Source organism: Streptococcus parasanguinis (assembly GCF_047463195.1).
Taxonomy (GTDB): domain Bacteria; phylum Bacillota; class Bacilli; order Lactobacillales; family Streptococcaceae; genus Streptococcus; species Streptococcus parasanguinis_R.
Window position 1 is genome coordinate 103,356 of sequence record NZ_JASHEI010000004.1, and the last position, 19,990, is coordinate 123,345.

23 protein-coding genes are annotated in these 19,990 nt (G+C 44.2%); 14 read left to right on the forward strand and 9 right to left on the reverse strand.

What is annotated here, in order from left to right:
- Positions 1–115: 115 nt before the first annotated feature.
- From QM870_RS04760 to glnA, 4 genes are all read left to right on the forward strand, one after another.
- Entirely contained in the window at positions 116–1,315 is a 1,200-nt protein-coding gene (locus QM870_RS04760) for a phosphoglycerate kinase (RefSeq protein ID WP_223325393.1), read from the forward strand.
- Positions 1,316–1,583: 268 nt separating this feature from the next.
- Positions 1,584–2,117: an FUSC family protein gene (locus tag QM870_RS04765; RefSeq protein WP_003008874.1), complete on the forward strand. Its 534-nt coding sequence runs from the start codon at positions 1,584–1,586 to the stop codon at positions 2,115–2,117.
- Between the two features lie 67 nt (positions 2,118–2,184).
- Positions 2,185–2,544: a MerR family transcriptional regulator gene (locus tag QM870_RS04770; protein ID WP_003008872.1), complete on the forward strand. Its 360-nt coding sequence runs from the start codon at positions 2,185–2,187 to the stop codon at positions 2,542–2,544.
- A 39-nt stretch (positions 2,545–2,583) separates the two neighbouring features.
- A complete protein-coding gene (glnA, locus tag QM870_RS04775; protein WP_049474644.1) occupies positions 2,584–3,930 on the forward strand; it encodes a type I glutamate--ammonia ligase in 1,347 nt (448 codons plus the stop codon).
- 252 nt (positions 3,931–4,182) lie between these two features.
- On the opposite strand, the gene rnjA is transcribed toward glnA, so the two are convergent.
- Positions 4,183–5,865, reverse strand: a complete 1,683-nt coding sequence (rnjA, locus tag QM870_RS04780; protein ID WP_303470946.1) for a ribonuclease J1 — start codon at positions 5,863–5,865, stop codon at positions 4,183–4,185.
- Between the two features lie 3 nt (positions 5,866–5,868).
- A complete protein-coding gene (locus tag QM870_RS04785; RefSeq protein ID WP_003008866.1) occupies positions 5,869–6,099 on the reverse strand; it encodes a DNA-directed RNA polymerase subunit epsilon in 231 nt (76 codons plus the stop codon).
- Positions 6,100–6,391: 292 nt separating this feature from the next.
- Between QM870_RS04785 and tsaB the strand changes: the two genes are divergently transcribed.
- The 6 genes from tsaB (at position 6,392) to QM870_RS04815 (ending at position 10,452) form a co-directional block, all read left to right on the forward strand.
- A complete protein-coding gene (gene tsaB, locus QM870_RS04790; protein ID WP_414368833.1) occupies positions 6,392–7,075 on the forward strand; it encodes a tRNA (adenosine(37)-N6)-threonylcarbamoyltransferase complex dimerization subunit type 1 TsaB in 684 nt (227 codons plus the stop codon).
- Positions 7,072–7,509: a ribosomal protein S18-alanine N-acetyltransferase gene (gene rimI, locus QM870_RS04795; RefSeq protein WP_414368835.1), complete on the forward strand. Its 438-nt coding sequence runs from the start codon at positions 7,072–7,074 to the stop codon at positions 7,507–7,509. The genes tsaB and rimI overlap by 4 nt, the downstream gene beginning before the upstream one ends.
- Entirely contained in the window at positions 7,499–8,509 is a 1,011-nt protein-coding gene (gene tsaD / locus QM870_RS04800) for a tRNA (adenosine(37)-N6)-threonylcarbamoyltransferase complex transferase subunit TsaD (RefSeq protein WP_414368836.1), read from the forward strand. Before rimI ends, tsaD begins: the two co-directional genes overlap by 11 nt.
- Before the next feature lie 169 nt (positions 8,510–8,678).
- The gene (locus tag QM870_RS04805) at positions 8,679–9,374 is read left to right on the forward strand and encodes an AzlC family ABC transporter permease (protein WP_414368838.1); all 696 of its coding nucleotides are present in this window, start codon (positions 8,679–8,681) and stop codon (positions 9,372–9,374) included.
- The gene (locus QM870_RS04810) at positions 9,361–9,687 is read left to right on the forward strand and encodes an AzlD domain-containing protein (protein ID WP_023919193.1); all 327 of its coding nucleotides are present in this window, start codon (positions 9,361–9,363) and stop codon (positions 9,685–9,687) included. The genes QM870_RS04805 and QM870_RS04810 overlap by 14 nt, the downstream gene beginning before the upstream one ends.
- Before the next feature lie 102 nt (positions 9,688–9,789).
- The gene (locus QM870_RS04815) at positions 9,790–10,452 is read left to right on the forward strand and encodes a hypothetical protein (RefSeq protein WP_414368840.1); all 663 of its coding nucleotides are present in this window, start codon (positions 9,790–9,792) and stop codon (positions 10,450–10,452) included.
- A gap of 39 nt (positions 10,453–10,491) precedes the next feature.
- On the opposite strand, the gene QM870_RS04820 is transcribed toward QM870_RS04815, so the two are convergent.
- The 5 genes from QM870_RS04820 to larA all read right to left on the reverse strand — a co-directional run bounded on the left by QM870_RS04820 (position 10,492) and on the right by larA (position 15,888).
- The gene (locus tag QM870_RS04820; RefSeq protein WP_070449397.1) at positions 10,492–11,664 is read right to left on the reverse strand and encodes a BaiN/RdsA family NAD(P)/FAD-dependent oxidoreductase; all 1,173 of its coding nucleotides are present in this window, start codon (positions 11,662–11,664) and stop codon (positions 10,492–10,494) included.
- A 138-nt stretch (positions 11,665–11,802) separates the two neighbouring features.
- A complete protein-coding gene (larD, locus tag QM870_RS04825) occupies positions 11,803–12,516 on the reverse strand; it encodes a D/L-lactic acid transporter LarD (RefSeq protein ID WP_024056458.1) in 714 nt (237 codons plus the stop codon).
- Between the two features lie 20 nt (positions 12,517–12,536).
- The gene (larC, locus tag QM870_RS04830) at positions 12,537–13,838 is read right to left on the reverse strand and encodes a nickel pincer cofactor biosynthesis protein LarC (RefSeq protein WP_414368843.1); all 1,302 of its coding nucleotides are present in this window, start codon (positions 13,836–13,838) and stop codon (positions 12,537–12,539) included.
- Positions 13,838–14,605, reverse strand: coding sequence for a nickel pincer cofactor biosynthesis protein LarB (gene larB, locus QM870_RS04835; protein ID WP_023919185.1), 768 nt, complete (start codon positions 14,603–14,605; stop codon positions 13,838–13,840). Before larB ends, larC begins: the two co-directional genes overlap by 1 nt.
- An 8-nt stretch (positions 14,606–14,613) precedes the next feature.
- Complete coding sequence (larA, locus tag QM870_RS04840) at positions 14,614–15,888, reverse strand: nickel-dependent lactate racemase (protein WP_070594486.1); 1,275 nt, start codon at positions 15,886–15,888, stop codon at positions 14,614–14,616.
- A gap of 160 nt (positions 15,889–16,048) precedes the next feature.
- Between larA and QM870_RS04845 the strand changes: the two genes are divergently transcribed.
- The 4 genes from QM870_RS04845 (at position 16,049) to QM870_RS04860 (ending at position 18,554) form a co-directional block, all read left to right on the forward strand.
- Entirely contained in the window at positions 16,049–16,714 is a 666-nt protein-coding gene (locus QM870_RS04845) for a Crp/Fnr family transcriptional regulator (protein ID WP_021153951.1), read from the forward strand.
- A 1-nt stretch (position 16,715) separates the two neighbouring features.
- Positions 16,716–17,564, forward strand: coding sequence for an ATP-dependent sacrificial sulfur transferase LarE (gene larE, locus QM870_RS04850; RefSeq protein WP_023919180.1), 849 nt, complete (start codon positions 16,716–16,718; stop codon positions 17,562–17,564).
- 3 nt (positions 17,565–17,567) lie between these two features.
- Positions 17,568–18,092, forward strand: a complete 525-nt coding sequence (locus QM870_RS04855) for a DUF924 family protein (protein ID WP_049471959.1) — start codon at positions 17,568–17,570, stop codon at positions 18,090–18,092.
- A 162-nt stretch (positions 18,093–18,254) separates the two neighbouring features.
- Entirely contained in the window at positions 18,255–18,554 is a 300-nt protein-coding gene (locus QM870_RS04860) for a YbaB/EbfC family nucleoid-associated protein (protein ID WP_021153902.1), read from the forward strand.
- A gap of 207 nt (positions 18,555–18,761) precedes the next feature.
- Here QM870_RS04860 and QM870_RS04865 read toward each other — a convergent pair whose 3' ends face one another.
- Together QM870_RS04865 and QM870_RS04870 are read right to left on the reverse strand one after the other, a co-directional pair.
- Entirely contained in the window at positions 18,762–19,355 is a 594-nt protein-coding gene (locus QM870_RS04865; RefSeq protein WP_414368845.1) for a 3'-5' exonuclease, read from the reverse strand.
- Between the two features lie 53 nt (positions 19,356–19,408).
- Complete coding sequence (locus tag QM870_RS04870) at positions 19,409–19,903, reverse strand: DUF536 domain-containing protein (RefSeq protein ID WP_125826623.1); 495 nt, start codon at positions 19,901–19,903, stop codon at positions 19,409–19,411.
- Positions 19,904–19,990 lie beyond the last annotated feature (87 nt).

Genomic DNA, 19,990 nt, shown 5'->3' on the forward strand with positions numbered 1-19,990 from the left:
AGAAGTGTCGTTCGGATCCTGTGAATTAGAGGGGAAAAGCATTGGATTTTTCTACCTCTTTTACAGATTTTGTGATATAATTATCATGTATTAAAAAAAGAAGGAGTCATATCTAATGGCAAAATTGACTGTTAAAGACGTTGACTTGAAAGGGAAAAAAGTTCTCGTTCGTGTCGACTTCAACGTACCTGTAAAAGATGGCGTGATCACTAACGATAACCGTATCACTGCAGCTCTTCCAACTATCAAGTACATCCTTGAACAAGGTGGACGTGCAATCCTCTTCTCTCACCTTGGACGTGTAAAAGAAGAAGCAGATAAAGAAGGTAAATCACTTGCTCCTGTAGCTGCTGACTTGGCTGCTAAATTGGGTCAAGAAGTTCAATTTATCCCAGGTGTTACACGTGGTGCTGAATTGGAAGCAGCTGTTAACGCTCTTGAAGATGGACAAGTTCTCTTGGTTGAAAACACTCGTTTCGAAGATGTTGACGGCAAGAAAGAATCTAAAAACGATCCTGAACTTGGTAAATACTGGGCATCACTTGGAGATGGTATCTTCGTAAACGATGCATTTGGTACTGCTCACCGTGCACACGCATCTAACGTTGGTATCTCTGCAAACGTTGATAAAGCTGTTGCTGGATTCCTTCTTGAAAACGAAATTGCTTACATCAAAGAAGCAGTTGAAGCTCCAGAACGTCCATTCGTAGCTATCCTTGGTGGATCTAAAGTATCTGACAAGATCGGTGTTATCGAAAACTTGCTTGAAAAAGCTGATAAAGTCCTTATCGGTGGTGGGATGACTTACACATTCTACAAAGCACAAGGTATCGAAATCGGTAACTCACTTGTAGAAGAAGACAAATTGGATGTGGCGAAAGCTCTTCTTGAAAAATCAAACGGCAAATTGATCTTGCCAGTTGACTCAAAAGAAGCGAACGCATTTGCTGACTACACTGAAGTGAAAGACACTGAAGGTGAAGCAGTAGATCCAGGATTCCTTGGTCTTGATATCGGTCCTAAATCAATCGCTAAATTCGACCAAGAATTGACTGGTGCGAAAACAGTTGTATGGAACGGACCTATGGGTGTATTTGAAAACCCTGACTTCCAAGCTGGTACAATCGGTGTGATGGATGCTATCGTGAAACAACCAGGCGTTAAATCAATCATCGGTGGTGGTGACTCAGCAGCTGCTGCGATCAACCTTGGACGTGCAGACAAATTCTCATGGATCTCTACTGGTGGTGGTGCTTCTATGGAACTCCTTGAAGGTAAAGAACTTCCAGGATTGGCTGCTCTTACAGACAAATAATCTAAATAGAATGAAAGAGGCTGGGACAAAAGTCCTAGCCTCTCAATTATTTTTAGATTGTCGAGCAAGACGCAGTGGTTGGGTGGGCTTTACTAGGCTGATTTCATCAGCTTTTATAGCCCTACTCAACTGTACGGAGGTGGGACGACGAAATCGAATTCTAACGAATTACCGATTTCTGTCCCGCTCTCTTTTTTCTTTCTATTTATATCTGTTCTCTCCTTTCTGAAAATATGGTAGAATAATAGAAATAGAAAGATAGGTGACCATGGATTACTTTAAACGACACAAATTTGATTGGTCCAAATTCCGTTTGGGGATGAGAACCTTTAAAACAGGGATTGCCGTTTTTATTGTACTACTTATTTTTGGAATATTTGGCTGGCGAGGCCTTCAGATCGGGACGTTGACAGCTGTTTTTAGTTTGAGGGAAGACTTTGATAAGAGTGTCCATTTCGGGGCTTCGCGTGTCATGGGCAACAGTATCGGAGGTTTTTATGCCGTATTGTTCTTCCTTTTAAAAACGCTCTTTCATGGGGCGTATTGGGTGACTCTGATTTTTGTACCCATTGCGACCATGTTAACCATTATGACAAATGTCGCTATGAATAATAAAGCAGGAATTATCGGAGGAGTTTCGGCAATGCTGATCATTACCCTTTCGATTCCTAACGGAGAAACCTTCTTGTATGTTTTTGCCCGAATATTTGAGACCTTTATCGGCGTTTTCGTTGCGATTTTGGTCAATTCGGATGTGGATCGCATTCGCGATTTTCTCAAGAAACACAAAAAACCTATGTAAGATTATATAACATTTAATCTTGACATAGATTTTTTTTTCGATATAATAGAATAGAAAGAGGAATGGTATGAAGGAAAAGGAATTACGACGCTCACTGGCAGTCTTTCCGATTGGCAGTGTTATGAAGCTGACCGACTTGACAGCTCGCCAGATTCGTTATTATGAAGATCAGGGATTGATTTCTCCTGATCGGACAGAAGGCAATCGCCGCATGTATTCGTTGGACGATATGGACCGCTTACTTGAGATCAAAGATTATATCTCAGATGGCTTCAATATTGCAGATATTAAGAAGAAATATGCGGAAAAAGAGCAAGAGCAAACCAAGGTTGTCAGTCAAGAAGAGATCCGTAAGGCTCTTCATCGTGACATTCTTCAGCAAAGTCGCTTCACATCTTCCCCATCGCCATATGGTCAATTTCGTTGATCATTTCATAAGCTTGTAATCTATTTTAAGGAGACAAAAATGTCAATTACTGCTGCAGATATTCGCCGTGAAGTAAAAGAAAAAAATGTTACTTTTATTCGCTTGATGTTCTCTGATATTTTGGGAACCATGAAGAACGTCGAAATTCCAGCTACCGATGAGCAACTGGACAAGGTTCTTTCAAACAAAGCCATGTTTGATGGTTCTTCTATCGAAGGATTTGTCCGTATCAACGAGTCAGATATGTATCTTTACCCAGATTTGGATACATGGACAGTCTTCCCTTGGGGAGATGAAAATGGTAGCGTAGCTGGCTTGATCTGTGATGTCTATACGACAGAAGGGGAACCATTTGCAGGAGATCCACGTGGCAACTTGAAACGTGCTCTTCGTCATATGGAAAAACTTGGATTCAAATCCTTTAACCTTGGTCCAGAACCAGAATTCTTCCTCTTCAAGTTGGACGAAAATGGAGACCCAACTCTTGAAGTAAACGACAAAGGTGGCTATTTTGACTTGGCTCCAACAGACCTTGCAGATAACACTCGTCGTGAAATCGTCAATGTCTTGACCAAGATGGGCTTTGAAGTAGAAGCTAGTCACCACGAAGTAGCCGTTGGTCAACATGAAATCGACTTTAAATACGACGAAGTGCTTCGCGCTTGTGACAAGATCCAAATCTTTAAACTCGTTGTGAAGACCATCGCTCGTAAACACGGCTTGTATGCAACCTTTATGGCCAAACCAAAATTTGGAATTGCCGGATCAGGTATGCACTGTAATATGTCTCTCTTTGACCAAGATGGCAACAATGCCTTCTTTGATCCAGAAGATCCAAAGGGCATGCAATTGTCAGAAACAGCTTATCACTTCTTGGGTGGCTTGATCAAGCATGCATATAACTTTACAGCGGTGACCAACCCAACCGTCAACTCTTATAAACGTTTGGTTCCTGGATATGAAGCACCTGTTTATATCGCTTGGGCAGGTCGCAACCGTTCTCCATTGGTACGTGTGCCAGCATCACGTGGTATGGGAACTCGTTTGGAATTGCGTTCCGTAGACCCAATGGCCAATCCTTATGTAGCCTTGGCAGTCTTGCTTGAAGTCGGCCTTCACGGGATTGAAAATAAAATCGAAGCACCTGCTCCGATCGAAGAAAATATCTATGTGATGACACCGGAAGAACGTAGAGCAGCTGGAATTACAGATCTCCCTTCTACCCTTCACAATGCCTTGAAAGCCTTGACAGAAGACGAAGTGGTGAAAGCTGCCTTGGGTGAGCACATCTACACCAGCTTCCTTGAAGCCAAACGAATCGAATGGGCAAGCTATGCGACCTTCGTATCTCAATGGGAAGTAGACAACTATTTAGATCTTTATTAAGAAACAAGAGTAAAGAGGCTAGGACAAAAGTCCTAGCCTCTCAATTATTTTTGGATTGTCGAGCAAGACGCAGTGGTTGAGTGGGCTCTACTACGCTGATTTCATCAGCTTTTACAGCCCTACTCAACTGTGCGGAGGTGGGACGACGAAATCGAATTCTAACGAATTACCGATTTCTGTCCCACTCTCTTTTTGATCCTCAAAAGGTTACTATAAAACCAGTTGAAACAGTGGTTTCAACTGGTTGTTTTGTTAATTTTCGTCATCTGGTGTGAGAATCATTGGGATAATGATAGGTTCACGTTCCGTGCTCTCGTATAAGAATGGGCGAAGGGCATTGACAATCGCACCATTGACGGTTTGGATATTGGCATCTTTGTTCTTCAAGGCGATACGAATAGCATTGAAGAGAATGCGTTGGCTTTCACGAATCAGATCTCCTGATTCACGCATGTAGATAAAACCACGGCTCAAGATGTCTGGTCCAGCCAGGATCATCTTCGATTTGAAGTCAACAGTCGCAACAGCAAGAACGACACCGTCTTCGGAAAGGTCTCTCCGGTCACGAAGGACAGCAGCCCCGATTTCACCGATGCGATTTCCATCGACATAGATATCTTGAGCATTGAAGCTTCCTGCGATCCGAGCAGAGTTGGCTGTAAGAGCAAGGACATCACCATTACTCATGATGAAGATATTGTCTTTTTCCACTCCGCAATCACGCGCAAGTCCTGCGTGGATCTTCTGCATCCGGTATTCACCATGGACAGGCATGAAGTATTTTGGTTTGATCAAGCGGAGCATGAGTTTTTGTTCTTGTTGCCCCCCGTGTCCAGAAGTATGAATGTTGTTGATCTTCCCGTGAATGACATCGACACCCGCTTCGGAAATCGTATTGATCAATTTATTCACACTGGTTGTATTTCCAGGAATCGGACTAGAAGAGAAGATCACGGTATCTCCTGGTTGGAGTTGCACTTGGCGGTGTGTTCCGTTGGCAATCCGAGAGAGGGCTGCCATTGGCTCTCCTTGGCTTCCTGTACACATGATCAGGATTTCATTGGCTGCATAGTCTTTGATCTCACTTGGCTCGATAATGGTTCCAGCAGGGACCTTGATGTAGCCAAGCTCGATTCCATTGACGATGGCTTTTTCCATCGAGCGTCCAAAGACGACGATCTTACGACCGGTCTTAACAGCGGCCTCAGCAGCTTGTTGGAGACGGAAGATGTTCGAAGCAAAGGAAGCAAAGATGATGCGCCCGTGGATGCCTTCGATGATCTTCATGATGGATTGGCCAACTACTTTTTCAGAGTTGGTAAAGGTTGGGACTTCCGCGTTGGTTGAGTCTGAGAGCAGGCAGAGAACGCCTTCTTCTCCAAGGGCCGCCATACGATGGAGATCAGCCGGTTCCCCAACAGGTGTGAAGTCAAATTTGAAGTCTCCGGTACAGACAATCTTTCCTTGAGGGGTGTGAATCACAATCCCTAAAGGTTCTGGAATCGAGTGAGTCGTACGGAAGAAGGTTGCTTTAAGATTTTTAAATTGAAGCTCAGTGTTTTGGTTGATTTCGTAGAGTTTGGCATCACGAAGAAGGCCGTGCTCTTCTAATTTTCCACGGATCAAGGCAAGCGCCAAAGGTCCAGCGTAGATAGGGACATTGGCTTGCTTTAAAAGGAAAGGAATCCCACCGATGTGGTCTTCGTGTCCGTGGGTAATGAGGACCGCTTTGACGCGATCGATATTGTCAACGATATAAGAGTAATCTGGGATGACATAGTCGATCCCAAGGAGGTCATCTTCTGGAAATTTGATCCCGGCATCGACAATGATGATTTCATCTTGGTATTCGATCCCGTAGGTATTTTTTCCGATTTCTCCAAGTCCACCAATGGCAAATACACCAACTTCTTCAGGTTTTAAGGTATAAGCCATGGATTAGTACTCCGTTAGTTCAAAAGCACCTGACTCTTTCTCGTAAGCAAGGTGTTGCTCAGAAAGTGGTGTGATAAATTCAATGTTGAAATCTGTGTTTGCTTCAACCAATTGACGAGCTTGGATGCGTCCTTCGCGTTCATTTGGTGCATCAATATCGAGATAAAGTGCATGCGTGGTTTCACGACGAGGGTTGCGGTCTTTAGTTTCCTGATAAAAAACTTTGTAAATCATGAAGTAATTTTCCTTTCATTATTTCGGTCCATTTGTTAGCTGCGAAGGAGTGCAATCACTAGAGTTTCCTACTCGCAACTAGTGGACCTGATTCGATACAATTAATTATCATTATATCATAAATTCGCCTGTAAGTAAAAGATAGACTGGAAAAGTCAGAGAGGCAAAGACCTATAATAGAGAAGCTTTTGAGCGGTTTTGCATAGGAAAATCCTCTCCTCTAAGGGAGAGTTTCGCTGGGATTTGAAGGGAATTTGTAGTATAATATAATCCAGTTCAAGAGGAGTAGGAAATGAAATTATTAGCATTTGATACCTCGAGTAAGGCTCTTTCTGTAGCGATTTTAGAAGATGAGACTCTACTTGCAGAAACAACATTAACCATTAAAAAAAATCATAGTATTACCTTGATGCCGGTCATCGATTTTTTGATGCAACAAATCGACTTGACACCCAAGGACTTGGACCGCATTGTGGTGGCAGAAGGTCCTGGGAGTTACACTGGACTGCGCATTGCGGTCGCAACCGCAAAGACCTTGGCTCATACCTTAGGGATTGACTTGGTCGGGGTCTCAAGCCTCTTAGCCCTAGTGCCGGAAGATCTAGCAGGTTTGGTAGTACCCGTCATGGATGCCCGTCGGAACAACGTTTATGCAGGTTTTTACCAAGATGATCAGCTGGTCGCACCAGAAGGGCATTTCCCATTTGAGGAAGTCCTAGAGCATGCAGCGACGAGTGAGCAGGTCACCTTTGTCGGAGAAGTCACTGCCTTTAAGGAGCAGATCGCCTCTAGCTTGCCAAGTGCTGCTTGTTATGAAACACTGCCAGATGCAGTGAAAATCGGACGTCTCGGTCTCAAACAAGCGCCTGTTAGCCTCCATGATTTTGTCCCTCATTATCTCAAACGGGTTGAAGCGGAGGAAAATTGGCTCAAAGACCACACGGAAACAACGACCTCTTACATCAAGCGCCTATGATGAAAGGAACAATCAGGAAAGGGAGTAGCCAAGATGCGGCTGCTATTCTCGCTGTGCTGGAAGATGTCTATGAAGCTAGCCCCTGGAAGTTGGAGCAGATTGAAGCTGATATAGAGCAGGAATCGATTTTCTATTTCCTAGCTGTGGATGAGGGGCAAGTCCTTGGATTTGTCGCCATTCAAGAGACTCTCTATGAAGCAGAGATCCTACAGATTGCGGTCAAGCGCGCCTTTCAAGGCCAAGGTCTAGCTCAGCAGTTACTCGCGCAGTTGCCGGACCAAAAAGAAATTTTCTTAGAAGTGCGCGTGTCCAATCAAACGGCCCAAGGCCTATACAAAAAAATGCACTTTGAAGAAATTGCACGGAGGAAGAACTACTATCACGATCCCATAGAGGATGCTGTGATCATGAAGAGGAACCCAAATGAAAGATAGATATATTTTGGCTTTTGAGACATCTTGCGACGAGACCAGCGTGGCTGTCTTGAAAAATGACGACCAACTCTTGTCCAATGTCATTGCCAGTCAAATCGAAAGTCACAAGCGTTTTGGTGGGGTGGTGCCTGAGGTAGCCTCTCGTCACCATGTGGAAGTCATCACTGCTTGTATTGAAGAAGCCTTAGAAGATGCTGGCATCACAGAAGCCGATGTCACAGCTGTGGCGGTTACCTACGGTCCAGGCCTAGTTGGAGCTCTTTTAGTCGGCCTAGCAGCGGCCAAGGCCTTTGCCTGGGCGCATGGACTCCCTTTGATTCCTGTCAATCATATGGCTGGGCACTTGATGGCCGCTCAAAGCGTCGAACCCTTAGAGTTTCCGCTTTTGGCCTTGTTGGTGAGTGGAGGACATACCGAGCTCGTCTACGTTAGTGAAGCTGGTGATTATAAGATCGTCGGAGAGACCCGTGATGATGCTGTCGGAGAGGCTTATGACAAGGTTGGGCGCGTGATGGGCTTGACCTATCCAGCAGGACGTGAGATTGATCAGCTGGCCCACCAAGGATCTGATATCTACGATTTCCCTCGGGCCATGATCAAGGAAGACAATCTGGAATTCTCTTTTTCAGGGCTCAAATCGGCCTTTATCAATCTGCACCATAATGCGCAGCAAAAAGGAGAAAACCTCTCCAATGAAGACTTGTCTGCAAGCTTTCAGGCAGCCGTATTAGACATTCTCATGGCCAAGACCAAGAAGGCTTTGGAGAAATACCCAGTCAAAACCTTAGTCGTCGCTGGTGGGGTCGCAGCTAACCAAGGTCTTCGTGAACGCTTGGCTTCTGAGATCACCGATGTCAAGGTCATCATTCCGCCTCTGCGCCTCTGCGGGGACAATGCAGGGATGATCGCCTATGCCAGTGTCAGTGAGTGGAACAAAGAAAACTTCGCAGGCTGGGACCTCAATGCCAAACCAAGCCTAGCCTTTGAAGGAATTGAATAAGAAAAAGGAGCCAATTGGATGTGCAAGGTCCAATGGCTTTTTTGCTGGGATCTCACCAACTAGTAGCGGATTTGCGAAGGGATTATAAAGCTTTCTCTCTCATTGGTCCTTTTTCAACCTTTTTTCTTGTGTTATAATAGAAGTCAATGATTCAGAAAGGAGTGAGAGAGTGGAAAAAGATTTTTGGCAGGGGGTGAGGGACGCGCTACCGACGGCTTTGAGCTATATCAGTATTGGCCTGGCTTGTGGTGTTGTGGCGTCTCCTTATCTTTCTCCTTTGGAGATGGCCTTGATGAGTATCTTGGTCTATGCTGGGGCGGCTCAGTTTGCGATGATCTCTCTGATTGCGGCCCACTCTTCGATCTTGAATATGGCCTTGACGGTGTGTTTGATCAATCTCCGTAATATGTTGATGAGTCTGCATACGTCGTCTGACTTTAAGGATGCTAGCCTTGCTCATACCATCGGGATTGGAAGTCTCCTGACCGATGAGAGTTATGGGGTCTACTTGAGTGAGAAGTTAAAAACGGATACCATTACAGTTCCTTGGATGCATGGGAACAATCTAGTAGGCTATGTGGCCTGGATCAGTGCGACGGTTATCGGAACAGCTCTAGGATCTCTCCTACCTGATCCAAAGGCTTTTGGGCTTGATTTTGCTTTAGTGGCTATGTTTATTGGGATTTTTGCAGCCCAGTTTCAAGGAATGCAACTGACAGAAAAGACCAAGACCATGCTCATGGTGCTGTTAGCAGTAGCAGTGAGTTTCTTTCTCTTACTCTTTTTTGTTTCGCAACCGCTAGCTGTGCTAGCTGCGACCTTGATCGGCTGTTTTGTGGGGGTGGTCTGTGATGCGCGTGAATAGTTATATCTTCATGGCCATTCTGGCCTCAGCCCTCGTTACCTGGATTCCTCGGATCTTGCCCTTCCTCTTAGTCAAATACAAGGGACTGCCGGCTCCTGTAACTCGCTTTCTCAAATACCTGCCCATTTCCATTATCTTTGCCTTGGTTTTATCAAGCTTAGTAGATGGGAAAATTGGAAGCCTCCCGCAGTTTCATTGGTTGGACCTAGTGGTGACCATTCCCAGTCTCTTTGTAGCCTTTCGTTACAAAAACCTTATGGGAACTGTTTTGTTTGGAATTGTCTTGATCGCCCTATTACGATTGGTGTTTTAAATGGAAAAATATGTTACAAAAAAATTACAATTGTTACAAAAAAACTTGATTTTTGTAACAATTGGAGTATAATGGTAGTCAGAAAGATAAAGAGGTGATCGTATGAAAAAATCAATCTTCCGTTGGAGTGCCGCTGTTCTGGTGGTTGCTTCACTTGGTCTAGCTCTCGGTGGTTGTGGTGCAAAGGATAAAAAGACAGCTTCCTCATCCGCAAAAACATCTACCAGCAAGGTAGAGAAAAAAGCCAAAAGTAATAGCAAAAAGAGTGCAGCATCTTCCTCTCAGGCAAACGATACAGCTAGCTCTTCGACTCAAGCAAGTAGCGCGACAGCTTCAAAAGACTCTGGTAAGACCGAGAATGCGTCTACTACGACGCAAGCTACTGTCCCTGCAGAATTGGTGGGAACTTGGGTAGGATCTAGCCCACAAGCGGATTCGATTAAAATGACAGTGGATGCCAATGGAGATGTGACAACAGTGGTTAGCTTCAAAAATGATAGCGAACCAACTCGGACAGCTACCTATACAGCAAGAGCAGTAAAAGCAACAGGCAATATCTACTATTGGGAGTCAGAAGGATTGGATGGAGCTGATGCCTTGCTTCCTGGGATCACAGGGCTAGGTGTAGCCAACTTCCGACTGGAGCCAGGTTTTGTCTTAGAAGAAGGACACTATACCCCGATTGTTTTCACAGCGCCTGTCAATACAGAATTTGACTACACCAAATACAATGATTTCCGTTTTTCATTAACCAAAGAACAATAAAAAGACGAACTCGATGGAAAATCGAGTTCGTTTTTTTTTTTAATAATGAGGACTCCCTGCTACCCAACCGGTGCAGAGGGCAGCTGTAATATTAAAACCGCCTGTATGGGCATTGATATCGAGGACTTCTCCTGCAAAGTGGAGTCCAGGAACGAGCTTACTTTCTAGGGTTTTAGGATTGATTTCTTTAAGGCTGACACCACCCTTGGTCACAAAGGACTTAGCTAGTGACATCTTCCCAGTGACGGGGATAGGTAGCTCTTTGATCTTTTGAATGAGCTCTTCTGTTTGAGGAGGAGTGAGTTGCTTGGCTTTTTCAGGGAATCCTTGCGCCAAGAAATCAGCTAATCGTTCAGGAAGAAGGGCTTTGAGGCTATTTTTAATCGCCTTTTCTCGATGCTCTTTTAGAAAGTCTTTTAACTCTTGAGAAGAGGTAGTCGGAAGGAGGTCCAGAGATAAGATTTCGCCGCCTTTAACAAAGCTGGACATCCGAAGGGCTGCAGGGCCAGAAAGTCCAAAATGGGTAAAGAGAAGGTCGTGTGTGATGATGTGTTTGCCGTAGCTGAGGGTCACATCTGTCAGAGAGATGCCTTGGAGGGCCTTGTGTGGGAAATCTGTCAAAAGAGGGCTTTCTGCCGCTTCTAGATCCGTAATGTTATGTTTGAAGTGACGGGCAATTTCGTGTCCGTAGCCAGTAGAGCCGGTAGAAGGGTAGGATTTGCCTCCAGTCGTAACGATCAGCTTATCAGCTGTCCAAGTGTTTTCAGCTGATTTGACGATGAAGACGTCTTCTGGCTTGGTGACAGAGACCACTTCACAGTTGGTGGCAATGCTAGCACTAAGCTCAAGAATCTTATTTTCTAAGGCTTGAATAATGGTGCGAGATTGATCACTAACAGGAAAGACCCGGCCATGGTCTTCGACTTTTAACTTGACGCCATTATCGGTAAAAAATTGGATGATATCATGATTATCAAATTGGGAAAACACACTGTAAAGGAAACGGCCATTTCCAGGGATACCGGCCATCAAATCGTCTAAGGTCCCGTTGTTTGTGACATTACAGCGCCCCCCTCCGGTACCTGCAAGTTTCTTACCCAGCTTTTTATTTTTTTCGATCAGTAGCGTAGGTTGGCCATAAGAGGCGCTGGCAATGGTCGCCATCATACCTGCTGGGCCACCGCCGATGACAATGGTGTGAAAATGAGTCATGTCGTTCTTCCTTCTTTTGTTTCTTTCATGATTTGCTTTGTCCATTATATCATTTTATGGACGGCTTCGGAAAACGAAGGAATCAAAAAAACAAGCACCCTTCGATGCTTGCTTTTGAATGATTCTTCGATCAACTCATTACATGATTCCAAGGAAGTAACGGATGAAGAAGAAGGCAAGGACAGCACCAACAAATGGAGCAGTACCTGGTACAAGAAGACCATATTGCCAGTCGTTGTTTACTTTATCTTTGATTGGCAAGATTTGGTAAGCGAAACGAGGTCCAAGGTCACGCGCTTGGTTCATCGCGAAACCTGTAGTACCACCAAGACCCATACCGATAGCCCAAACGATCAAACCAACAGTGAATGGAAGCATTGCTTCGTTGGCATGTTCAGCAGCCATGATAGATGTCAAGAAGATAAATGTTGCGAACGCTTCGACGAAGTAGTTACGTGGAAGGTTACGGCAGTTAGGGTTAGTTGAGAAGATGTTACGGATAGCAACACCATCAATTTGACCTTCAGAAATCTTGAAGTGGTCAGCATACATAAAGTAAGCAATCAAAGCTCCAAGGAAGGCACCGATCATTTCAGCGATTGCAATTGGGAAGAATTGAGCGATTGTCAATTTACCAAGAAGGACTTTCAACAAAGCCATAGCAGGGTTCATTGAAACGCCGCCAAAGACGAACAAGCAGACAGTGATACCGAATGCCCATGTAGTGATCGCGAATAAGTGTCCAGTTCCAGCATATTTTGTTTTCTTCAAAACGTCGTCACAGTGTACGCCAACCCCGAAGATAATCATCAAAGCTGTACTCATAACTTCTGCAAGTAATTGATGTGTCATGTTAATTAATGTCTCCTAAATTAATAAATGTATTTTTGTAATTGGTGATAAACTTCTTGAATCGGCAACTGCATCTCCGTAGCAATACGCTGACAGTCTTCGTATTCAAGTGTTTTTTTAGTGGTAGATCCGTACTGGTTAATTTTTACCGTAACGGGTCCAAATTCTGTATCGATTTGTTCAAATCGACGTTGCATGACCTTTCGGTCGACTTGTTGGTATCGAAAACCAATGGTACTGGTTTCTTTGAACAAGAGGGCTGAAAAATCTTCCAACTGACTTCCTTGAATCAAGAGAATCAACTCAAAGCCAGGGCGATTCTTTTTCATAACGACGCTACGATAGTAGACATCTAAAGCTCCAGTATCCAGGAAACGGTGGATAATATAACCGAGTTGCTCTGGTGTTTGATCATCAATCGTAGTGGTGATCTCAATAATTTGATCTTCCGTGCGATGAACAACAGTGGTGCTGTGAGAGGTGTCTTCTTTCAATAGCGAACCGCGTAAAGCATTGAATTTTCCAGTCTCTCTTTTACCAAATCCATATCCCACACTTTCGATGGAAAGGTGAGAGGGGATTGGTTCAAAGATTGGTGACAATGCTTTAAGGAGGGCTAACCCTGTCGGAGTAATCAACTCCGTTTTAACTGTGAAGTCTTGAGTAATCGGAATAGTCGTTCCTTTTCTCAACTGCATCACAGCGGGAACCGGAACAGGCATTTCTCCATGGGCAACTGAAATGGTCCCACTTCCCTCAGTGAGAGGAGTAGAGTAAACTGTATCGATACCGAGCGATTCCACTAGGATGAAAAAGCTAACGATGTCGACAATGGAGTCAATTGCACCAATTTCATGGAAATGAATCTGTTCGACAGGCATGTTATGCACAGCTGCTTCGGCCTTTGCGATATCAAGAAAGACTTCAAGACTTTTTTCTTTCACAAAAGGACTCAACTGTGAAGCGACAATCAAATCGTGGATATCCGCATAACTGCGAGCATCCGCGTGGGAATGGTGATGATGGTGTTCATGATCGTGATGGTGTTCGTGATCGTGATGATGTTCGTGATCGTGATCGTGATCGTGATCAAAATCACCTTCAATCCCCGTATCTTTCTCCCCGTGGTGAAGGTGAACATCGAAATCAGTTCCCCAAATTGCGCTTTTTGCGACGCGATGAACGTGGAGGTGGAAACCATCCACTCCCAGTTTCTCGAGTTCTGTGTGAAGAAGCTCGACATCTGCCCCAAGGTCCACAAGAAGACCATTGAGCATATCGCCACTTATTCCAGAAAAAGGTTCTAAAAATAGACTGGTCATCAGTTTTCCTTTCGATTGTGGTTGAGTCGATTGATCATACATGCTGAATAAGCTGCACCAAATCCGTTATCAATGTTGACGACCGTTACGCCAGAAGCGCAAGAGGTCAACATACTCATCAAGGTTGTTAGTCCTTGAAGGTTGCTTCCGTATCCAATGCTGGTCGGAACGGCAATAACGGGGACATCCACAAGGCCTCCTACGACACTGACAAGAGCTCCTTCCATACCGGCAATCACGATGATCACACTGGCTTTTTGGATCTCTTCTAAGCGATTGAAGAGGCGATGGATACCGGCGACTCCCACATCATAGATTCGGCGAACCGAATGGCCAAAGGTTTCTGCAGTGACTGCAGCTTCTTCTGCAACAGGAACATCACTTGTCCCTGCTGTGACGACCGCAATGTAGTGTTCAGGATCGGCTTCTTCCTTTTTAGAGTTGAGAACGAAGCAGCGGGCTTCTGGATAATAGTGGCCAGTCGGAAAGCGCTGAGAAAGAGCCTCTCCCTTTTGGAGAGAGACTCTTGTTGTGAGGATCGGCAATTCTTTTTGTGAAAGAAATTGCAGGATTCCTTCAATTTGCTCAACTGTCTTTCCTTCGCCGTATACGACTTCAGGGAAGCCGTTGCGACGTTGCCGGTCAGTATCAATTGCTGCATACCCTAGTTCTTTAACCCCGTTGATTTGCTCCAGCGCATCCTCTACTGAGAGATGACCTGCTTGCAAAGAACGGAGTGTCTGTTCTAGATTGGGTTGAAAATCCATGTTTGATTCTATTCAACAACGACAGAAAGTCCGTCGCGGATAACTGCTACTTTAGCATCTTTTCCTTCACGAGCAAAGGCTTTTTCAAGCGCTTCGTCAAATGAAGTTGCAAGTTCCATATGCATACCTGTGATCAATTCAGGATCTACAAGGTCAGATACAAAGATAACATGGTGGTGTACCAAAATACGTGCCAAGATTTGAGAAGTCCATTGGTCTGGGACAGTCTCTAAACGAGGTGTATTGATGGCTTGTTCCAAGAATTCTTTTGGATCTTCTACGTCAGCAAGGTTGCGATAGAAACCTTCTCCACCGTGACCATCTGCACATCCAGCCACCATGATGATTGTTCCGCCTTCTTTGTTAGAAGCTTCGGCTGCAGTCATCCCTTTAACAGCTTGGTAGATGTTTTGGTCAAGTGGGAAACCACCGTTTGTTGAAATTGTGATGTCGCTTTCGATCTTAGACACATGTGCCAAGTCTGCAACGAATTCACAACCAACTTTGTGGGCTTCAACCATGTCCCCAGCGAAAGATCCGATGATGTGTTTTTCGCCGTCCAATACAACGTTGACGATGAAGGCCAAGTTTGCAGTACGAGCAGCGTAAAGCATATCTTCGTGGATTGGGTTGTGGTCAAGGTTACCAGTACGTGCCTTATCAGAATTGATGAAGTCACCTGAGTGGTTCGCCATGATAGTCTTGTATGAAGCAATACCTGGAAGGACTGATTTACGTCCACCTGAGAATCCAGCAAAGAAGTGAGATTCGATGAATCCTTCTGCTATCAACAAGTCAGCTTCAGCAGCAATCTTGTTGATGATACAATCCCCACCTGAAGGAAGTTGACCGATTTTAACCATGTCATCGTCGTTTGTTGAAATGTGCATAACGATTTCTTCATTGTCAACGATTTCTTGGCCGTATTTGTTGATCAATTCTTCACGAGTTGAAGGACGGTGGAAACCAGTAGCAACCAAGATACGCACGCGTGCATCAGGGTTAACTGAGCGAATACGACGCAAAATGATTGGAGTGATGATGTGAGAAGGAACGGGACGAGTGTGGTCAGAACTGATCAACACGATGTCTTTTTTGCCTTTAGCAAGTTCTTCCAAAGTAGGGCTGCCGATAGGGTTGTCCATTGAACGTTCAACAGTTTCTTCTTCAGACAGTGGGTTATGGAAGTTTTCCGCCTTAGACTCTAACAATCCTGCAAAGTTTTCATCTGGAATCTTTGCAACAATCGATTTTTTGTCGTACGGTAATTTAATTTCTACCATTATTTGCGATCTCCTTTATTAATACTGATACTTATAGTATAATTCTTTTTAAAAAGAGGTGTGCATCAATTGATGTCAACAAATGTTAACTATATTATTTAAGAACAGGTGTATCATTAGTGTGATTTCAAGAAAGAGCAGATGGGGAGGAAAAACCGTCGTGAATTCAGAATTTTTAGTGAAATTTTTGGAAGAGAGGCGAACGCCGATCGTCAAGAAAAAATACCATAGTTACCTCTCCTATCGTGGGATCAAAGAGGATTACATCTACATCTTGAAAGAAGGTGTGGTCAAGACAAGTGTCATCATGCGTGATGGGCGTGAGTTTAACTTTTCCTATCTAAAAGCCATTGACATTGTCTCTTTGATTCGTGATGAGGTGTCCAACTATACAGACTCACCTTTCAATGTGCGAGTGGAGACAGAAGAAGCAAGTTTTTATCGTATTCCTCGGGTCAAGTTTTGGAATTTTGTCAAAGAGCATAAAGAGCTGCAGGACTATGTGAGGGACTATTATCGTAATAAACTGTCTGAAAGTATGGAGTCTCAGCAGTATATGATGATGAATGGTAAAAAAGGGGCGGTTTGTTTTCATTTGCAAAAACTAAGCAGTTTGTTTGGTGTGGAGCAAGAAGACGGCTTCTTGATTGATTTCAACATTACCAATGAAGATATTGCCGGTTTTTGTGGGATTTCGACGCGAAACAGTGTCAATCGCATTCTCAATGAATTAAAACGAGAAGGTGTTTTGGATATTCGACAGCAAAAGATCGTGATTTTGGATAATGAACGGATTGAAGAATTTATCGGAAGGGAGCTATTCTAAGATGGCAACAGAAGCACAAATCAGAAAAGAAAAAGAAGAAAAATTACAAGATATTTTACGAAAAATCGGAAAGGTAGCCGTTACCTATTCAGGTGGGATTGACAGCTCTTATCTCTTGAAGGTGGCCTTGGATACCTTGGGACCTGACAATGTTATTGCGGCCGTCGTGAACTCTGAGATGTTTTCAAATGAAGAATTCGATCTAGCGCTCGACTTGGCCGATCAGCTAGGAGCACCTGTGCTTGGACTGGAAATGAGAGAATTGAGTGATCCACGGATTGCTGCCAATACGCCCAATATTTGGTATTACACCAAACAATTGATGTACCAAACTATTAAGGATTCAGTTACAGAACTGGGCTTTAAGCAATTGGTAGACGGCAATATTATGGATGATATCGACGATTTTCGCCCTGGTATCAAGGCTCGGGACGAAGCGGGTGTCCGCAGTGTCTTGCAAGAAGCCGGCCTCTATAAGACAGAAATTCGTCAATTGGCCAAGGAAAGAGGGGTCTCCAATTGGAATAAGGTGCCATCTTGTAGCGTTGCCTCACGCTTCCCATACGGAGTGAAAATCACTTCAGAAAATGTACAACGGGTTTTTGAAGGGGAAGAGTTCCTTGTAGGACTTGGCTTTGAGCAAGTCCGTGTGCGTGTGCATGGAGACTTGGCGCGCATCGAAGTGGAAGAAGACCATCTGCTTAAAGCCATCCAACTGCATGACAAGATCAATGACTACATGAAAAAAATCGGATTTACCTATGTAGCCTTGGATTTGGCTGGATATAAGTACGGCCGGATGAATGATGCATTGGATGAAAAAACAAAAGAAAAAATTATGGCAGGTTAAGCAATGAAGGAAGTGATAAGGTTCTGGTTCGAAGAGTTGAAGCCAGAGGATTGGTTCAAAAAATCAGAAGCACTGGATCAAGAAATGCGGGAGCGCTTTGAGGAACTTTATTGGAAGGCCAGTCGTGGGGAATTGTTTCACTGGCGGGCTACGGCAGAAGGGCGTTTAGCAGAGATTTTGCTCTTGGACCAAATTCCTCGCAATATTTTTCGAGGGACTGCCCAAGCTTTTGCGACAGATTCCCTGGCCTTGGTCTTGGCCCAAGAAGGCCTAACACAAGCTCAAGAATTACCAGTTGTACAAAGAGGCTTTTTCTACATGCCCTTTATGCATTCGGAATCTTTAACCATTCATGAAGAAGCTCTGCGCCTATTTGATCAACCGGGCTTAGAAAAGCGTTTGAAGTATGAGAAGATGCACATGGACATTCTTCAACAATTTGGGCGTTATCCACATCGGAATGCCATCTTAGGACGGCCTTCGACCAAGGAAGAAGAGGAGTATTTGAAAGAACATTCTGGCTTTTAAGGGAAGATGAGGCCCACAGATTTCAAAACTCTTTTCTCTCTTCATGAAATTGCCTGAAACATCAGGCATGATGTCAGAGTTCCCTCACCTAGGCTTTTCCAAGCGTCTAAAAAATGGTATAATGAACTGTAAATTTCAGAAGTTGGAAGGAATGTAATTGCTATGATGAATATGCAAAATATGATGAAGCAAGCTCAAAAATTGCAAAAGCAAATGGAGCAAAGCCAAGCGGAGCTAGCTGCAACTCAATTTGTCGGAAAATCTGCTCAAGATTTGGTTGTCGCGACTCTTACAGGTGATAAGAAGGTCGTCTCCATTGATTTCAATGTTGCAGTGGTCGATCCTGAAGATACAGAAACTCTTTCTGATATGACGGTTCAAGCCATCAATGCTGCCATTGAAGAAATTGATGCTGCAACCAAGAAAAAACTCGGTGCTTTCGCAGGGAAATTACCATTTTAAGCAAAGGAAGTTTTCATTAACTCAAAAGAGGCTGGGACAAAAGTCCTAGCCTCTTAATTGTTTTTGGATTGTTGAGCAAGACGCAGTGGTTGAGTGGGCTCTACTACGCTGATTTCTTCAGCTTTTACAGCCCTACTCAACTGTGCGGAGGTGGGACGACGAAATCGAATTCTAACGAATTACCGATTTCTGTCCCACTCTCTCTTTTTATTCATCAAAAAATCCGGATAAGTCCAAGCCTCCGAAGGGGTTGGTGGAGAAGTTCTCTTGCTCGTCAAGGAGGGTGCGGCCTTGATCAAATTCGAGGAATTGTTCGTAGACAAGGGCTGTCATGCGGGCGTCCTCTAAGCTATCGTGTGATTTTCCTGCGACTCCTAAAAATTCTGCAACGGTGTGGAGTTGGAGATTTTTAATGCCATGAAGGTCAGATGGACGACGTTCGAAGGCTTGGTCAAAGACATCGACAGCGTACTGGTCTTCTAAATCCAAGCCATTTTCAAGTAGGATGGGAAGGTCGCTCTTTTTGGCATTGTATCCGATCAAGGGGCGGTCTCCAATGAAGGCCTTGAATTCGCCGAGGACCTGCTCGAGTTGTGGGGCATTTTGGATCTTGTCCTGGGTAATGCCAGTCAGGCCGTTAATAAAGCTTTTTAGAGGCTTATCGGTGTAGACGTAGGAGTCATAGTGGTCGACTTCTTTACCGTCCGTAAAACGCACGGCAGATACCTGGATGATCTGATAGGCACCTTCGTATTGGTTAAATTCGAGATCGAAGGCGATATAATCTTCTAATGTTTTCATGGGAAATCTCCTGTGGTAGAAAAGAAAAGGGACTGGTAGGATCCAGCCCCGGATTATCGACGGAAAACGCGTGCCCAGAAACCTTTGCTTTCTTGCTCTTGAACTTTTTCATTGGCTTGTTCGAGTTCAAGTTTCAAGGTATCGCGGTCGTTCATTGCTTGTAAAGTCAATTGTTGTTGTTGGTCCAATTGCTTGTCTTTTTCAGCAATTTGAACGTCTTTCACGCGCAACTGTTCATCTTTCTTAGCGAGTTGCTCGTCTTTGGCTTTGAGTTGCTCGTAGAGACGGACGATTTCAGAATTTTTTTCATCCACCAGAATTTCCATCAATTCGCGTTGCTTCACATCATCGCTGACTGGCTCATCTTCAAAAATAGTTTTTTTGTAGATTTCTTCGAGCTTGATCAAGCCACTACGGGTTACAACGGTAACCCCTTTTTCGTTTTTTTGTGTATCTTCTGGAGCCAGCGCCTTGACACGGTTATTGACCGCCTGGCGGCTGACTCCTAAAATTTCAGCAATTTCGCTGACAGTTTTTTCAATCGCCATAACTTCCTCTAATATCTTTTTCTATGAAATACTCTATTAGATAGTAACATAAGTAGGCTAAGCTGTCAAATGAAGCCGAGTAAGGGC

What these genes read in the sequence shown, in the direction of transcription:
- QM870_RS04760 (WP_223325393.1), top strand. Translation starts at nt 116, where the DNA reads ATGGCAAAATTGACTGTTAAAGACGTTGACTTGAAAGGGAAAAAAGTT.
- QM870_RS04765 (WP_003008874.1), top strand. Translation starts at nt 1,584, where the DNA reads ATGGATTACTTTAAACGACACAAATTTGATTGGTCCAAATTCCGTTTG.
- QM870_RS04770 (WP_003008872.1), top strand. Translation starts at nt 2,185, where the DNA reads ATGAAGGAAAAGGAATTACGACGCTCACTGGCAGTCTTTCCGATTGGC.
- glnA (WP_049474644.1), top strand. Translation starts at nt 2,584, where the DNA reads ATGTCAATTACTGCTGCAGATATTCGCCGTGAAGTAAAAGAAAAAAAT.
- rnjA (WP_303470946.1), bottom strand. Translation starts at nt 5,865, where the DNA reads ATGGCTTATACCTTAAAACCTGAAGAAGTTGGTGTATTTGCCATTGGT.
- QM870_RS04785 (WP_003008866.1), bottom strand. Translation starts at nt 6,099, where the DNA reads ATGATTTACAAAGTTTTTTATCAGGAAACTAAAGACCGCAACCCTCGT.
- tsaB (WP_414368833.1), top strand. Translation starts at nt 6,392, where the DNA reads ATGAAATTATTAGCATTTGATACCTCGAGTAAGGCTCTTTCTGTAGCG.
- rimI (WP_414368835.1), top strand. Translation starts at nt 7,072, where the DNA reads ATGATGAAAGGAACAATCAGGAAAGGGAGTAGCCAAGATGCGGCTGCT.
- tsaD (WP_414368836.1), top strand. Translation starts at nt 7,499, where the DNA reads ATGAAAGATAGATATATTTTGGCTTTTGAGACATCTTGCGACGAGACC.
- QM870_RS04810 (WP_023919193.1), top strand. Translation starts at nt 9,361, where the DNA reads ATGCGCGTGAATAGTTATATCTTCATGGCCATTCTGGCCTCAGCCCTC.
- QM870_RS04815 (WP_414368840.1), top strand. Translation starts at nt 9,790, where the DNA reads ATGAAAAAATCAATCTTCCGTTGGAGTGCCGCTGTTCTGGTGGTTGCT.
- QM870_RS04820 (WP_070449397.1), bottom strand. Translation starts at nt 11,664, where the DNA reads ATGACTCATTTTCACACCATTGTCATCGGCGGTGGCCCAGCAGGTATG.
- larD (WP_024056458.1), bottom strand. Translation starts at nt 12,516, where the DNA reads ATGACACATCAATTACTTGCAGAAGTTATGAGTACAGCTTTGATGATT.
- larC (WP_414368843.1), bottom strand. Translation starts at nt 13,838, where the DNA reads ATGACCAGTCTATTTTTAGAACCTTTTTCTGGAATAAGTGGCGATATG.
- larB (WP_023919185.1), bottom strand. Translation starts at nt 14,605, where the DNA reads ATGGATTTTCAACCCAATCTAGAACAGACACTCCGTTCTTTGCAAGCA.
- larA (WP_070594486.1), bottom strand. Translation starts at nt 15,888, where the DNA reads ATGGTAGAAATTAAATTACCGTACGACAAAAAATCGATTGTTGCAAAG.
- larE (WP_023919180.1), top strand. Translation starts at nt 16,716, where the DNA reads ATGGCAACAGAAGCACAAATCAGAAAAGAAAAAGAAGAAAAATTACAA.
- QM870_RS04855 (WP_049471959.1), top strand. Translation starts at nt 17,568, where the DNA reads ATGAAGGAAGTGATAAGGTTCTGGTTCGAAGAGTTGAAGCCAGAGGAT.
- QM870_RS04860 (WP_021153902.1), top strand. Translation starts at nt 18,255, where the DNA reads ATGATGAATATGCAAAATATGATGAAGCAAGCTCAAAAATTGCAAAAG.
- QM870_RS04865 (WP_414368845.1), bottom strand. Translation starts at nt 19,355, where the DNA reads ATGAAAACATTAGAAGATTATATCGCCTTCGATCTCGAATTTAACCAA.
- QM870_RS04870 (WP_125826623.1), bottom strand. Translation starts at nt 19,903, where the DNA reads ATGGCGATTGAAAAAACTGTCAGCGAAATTGCTGAAATTTTAGGAGTC.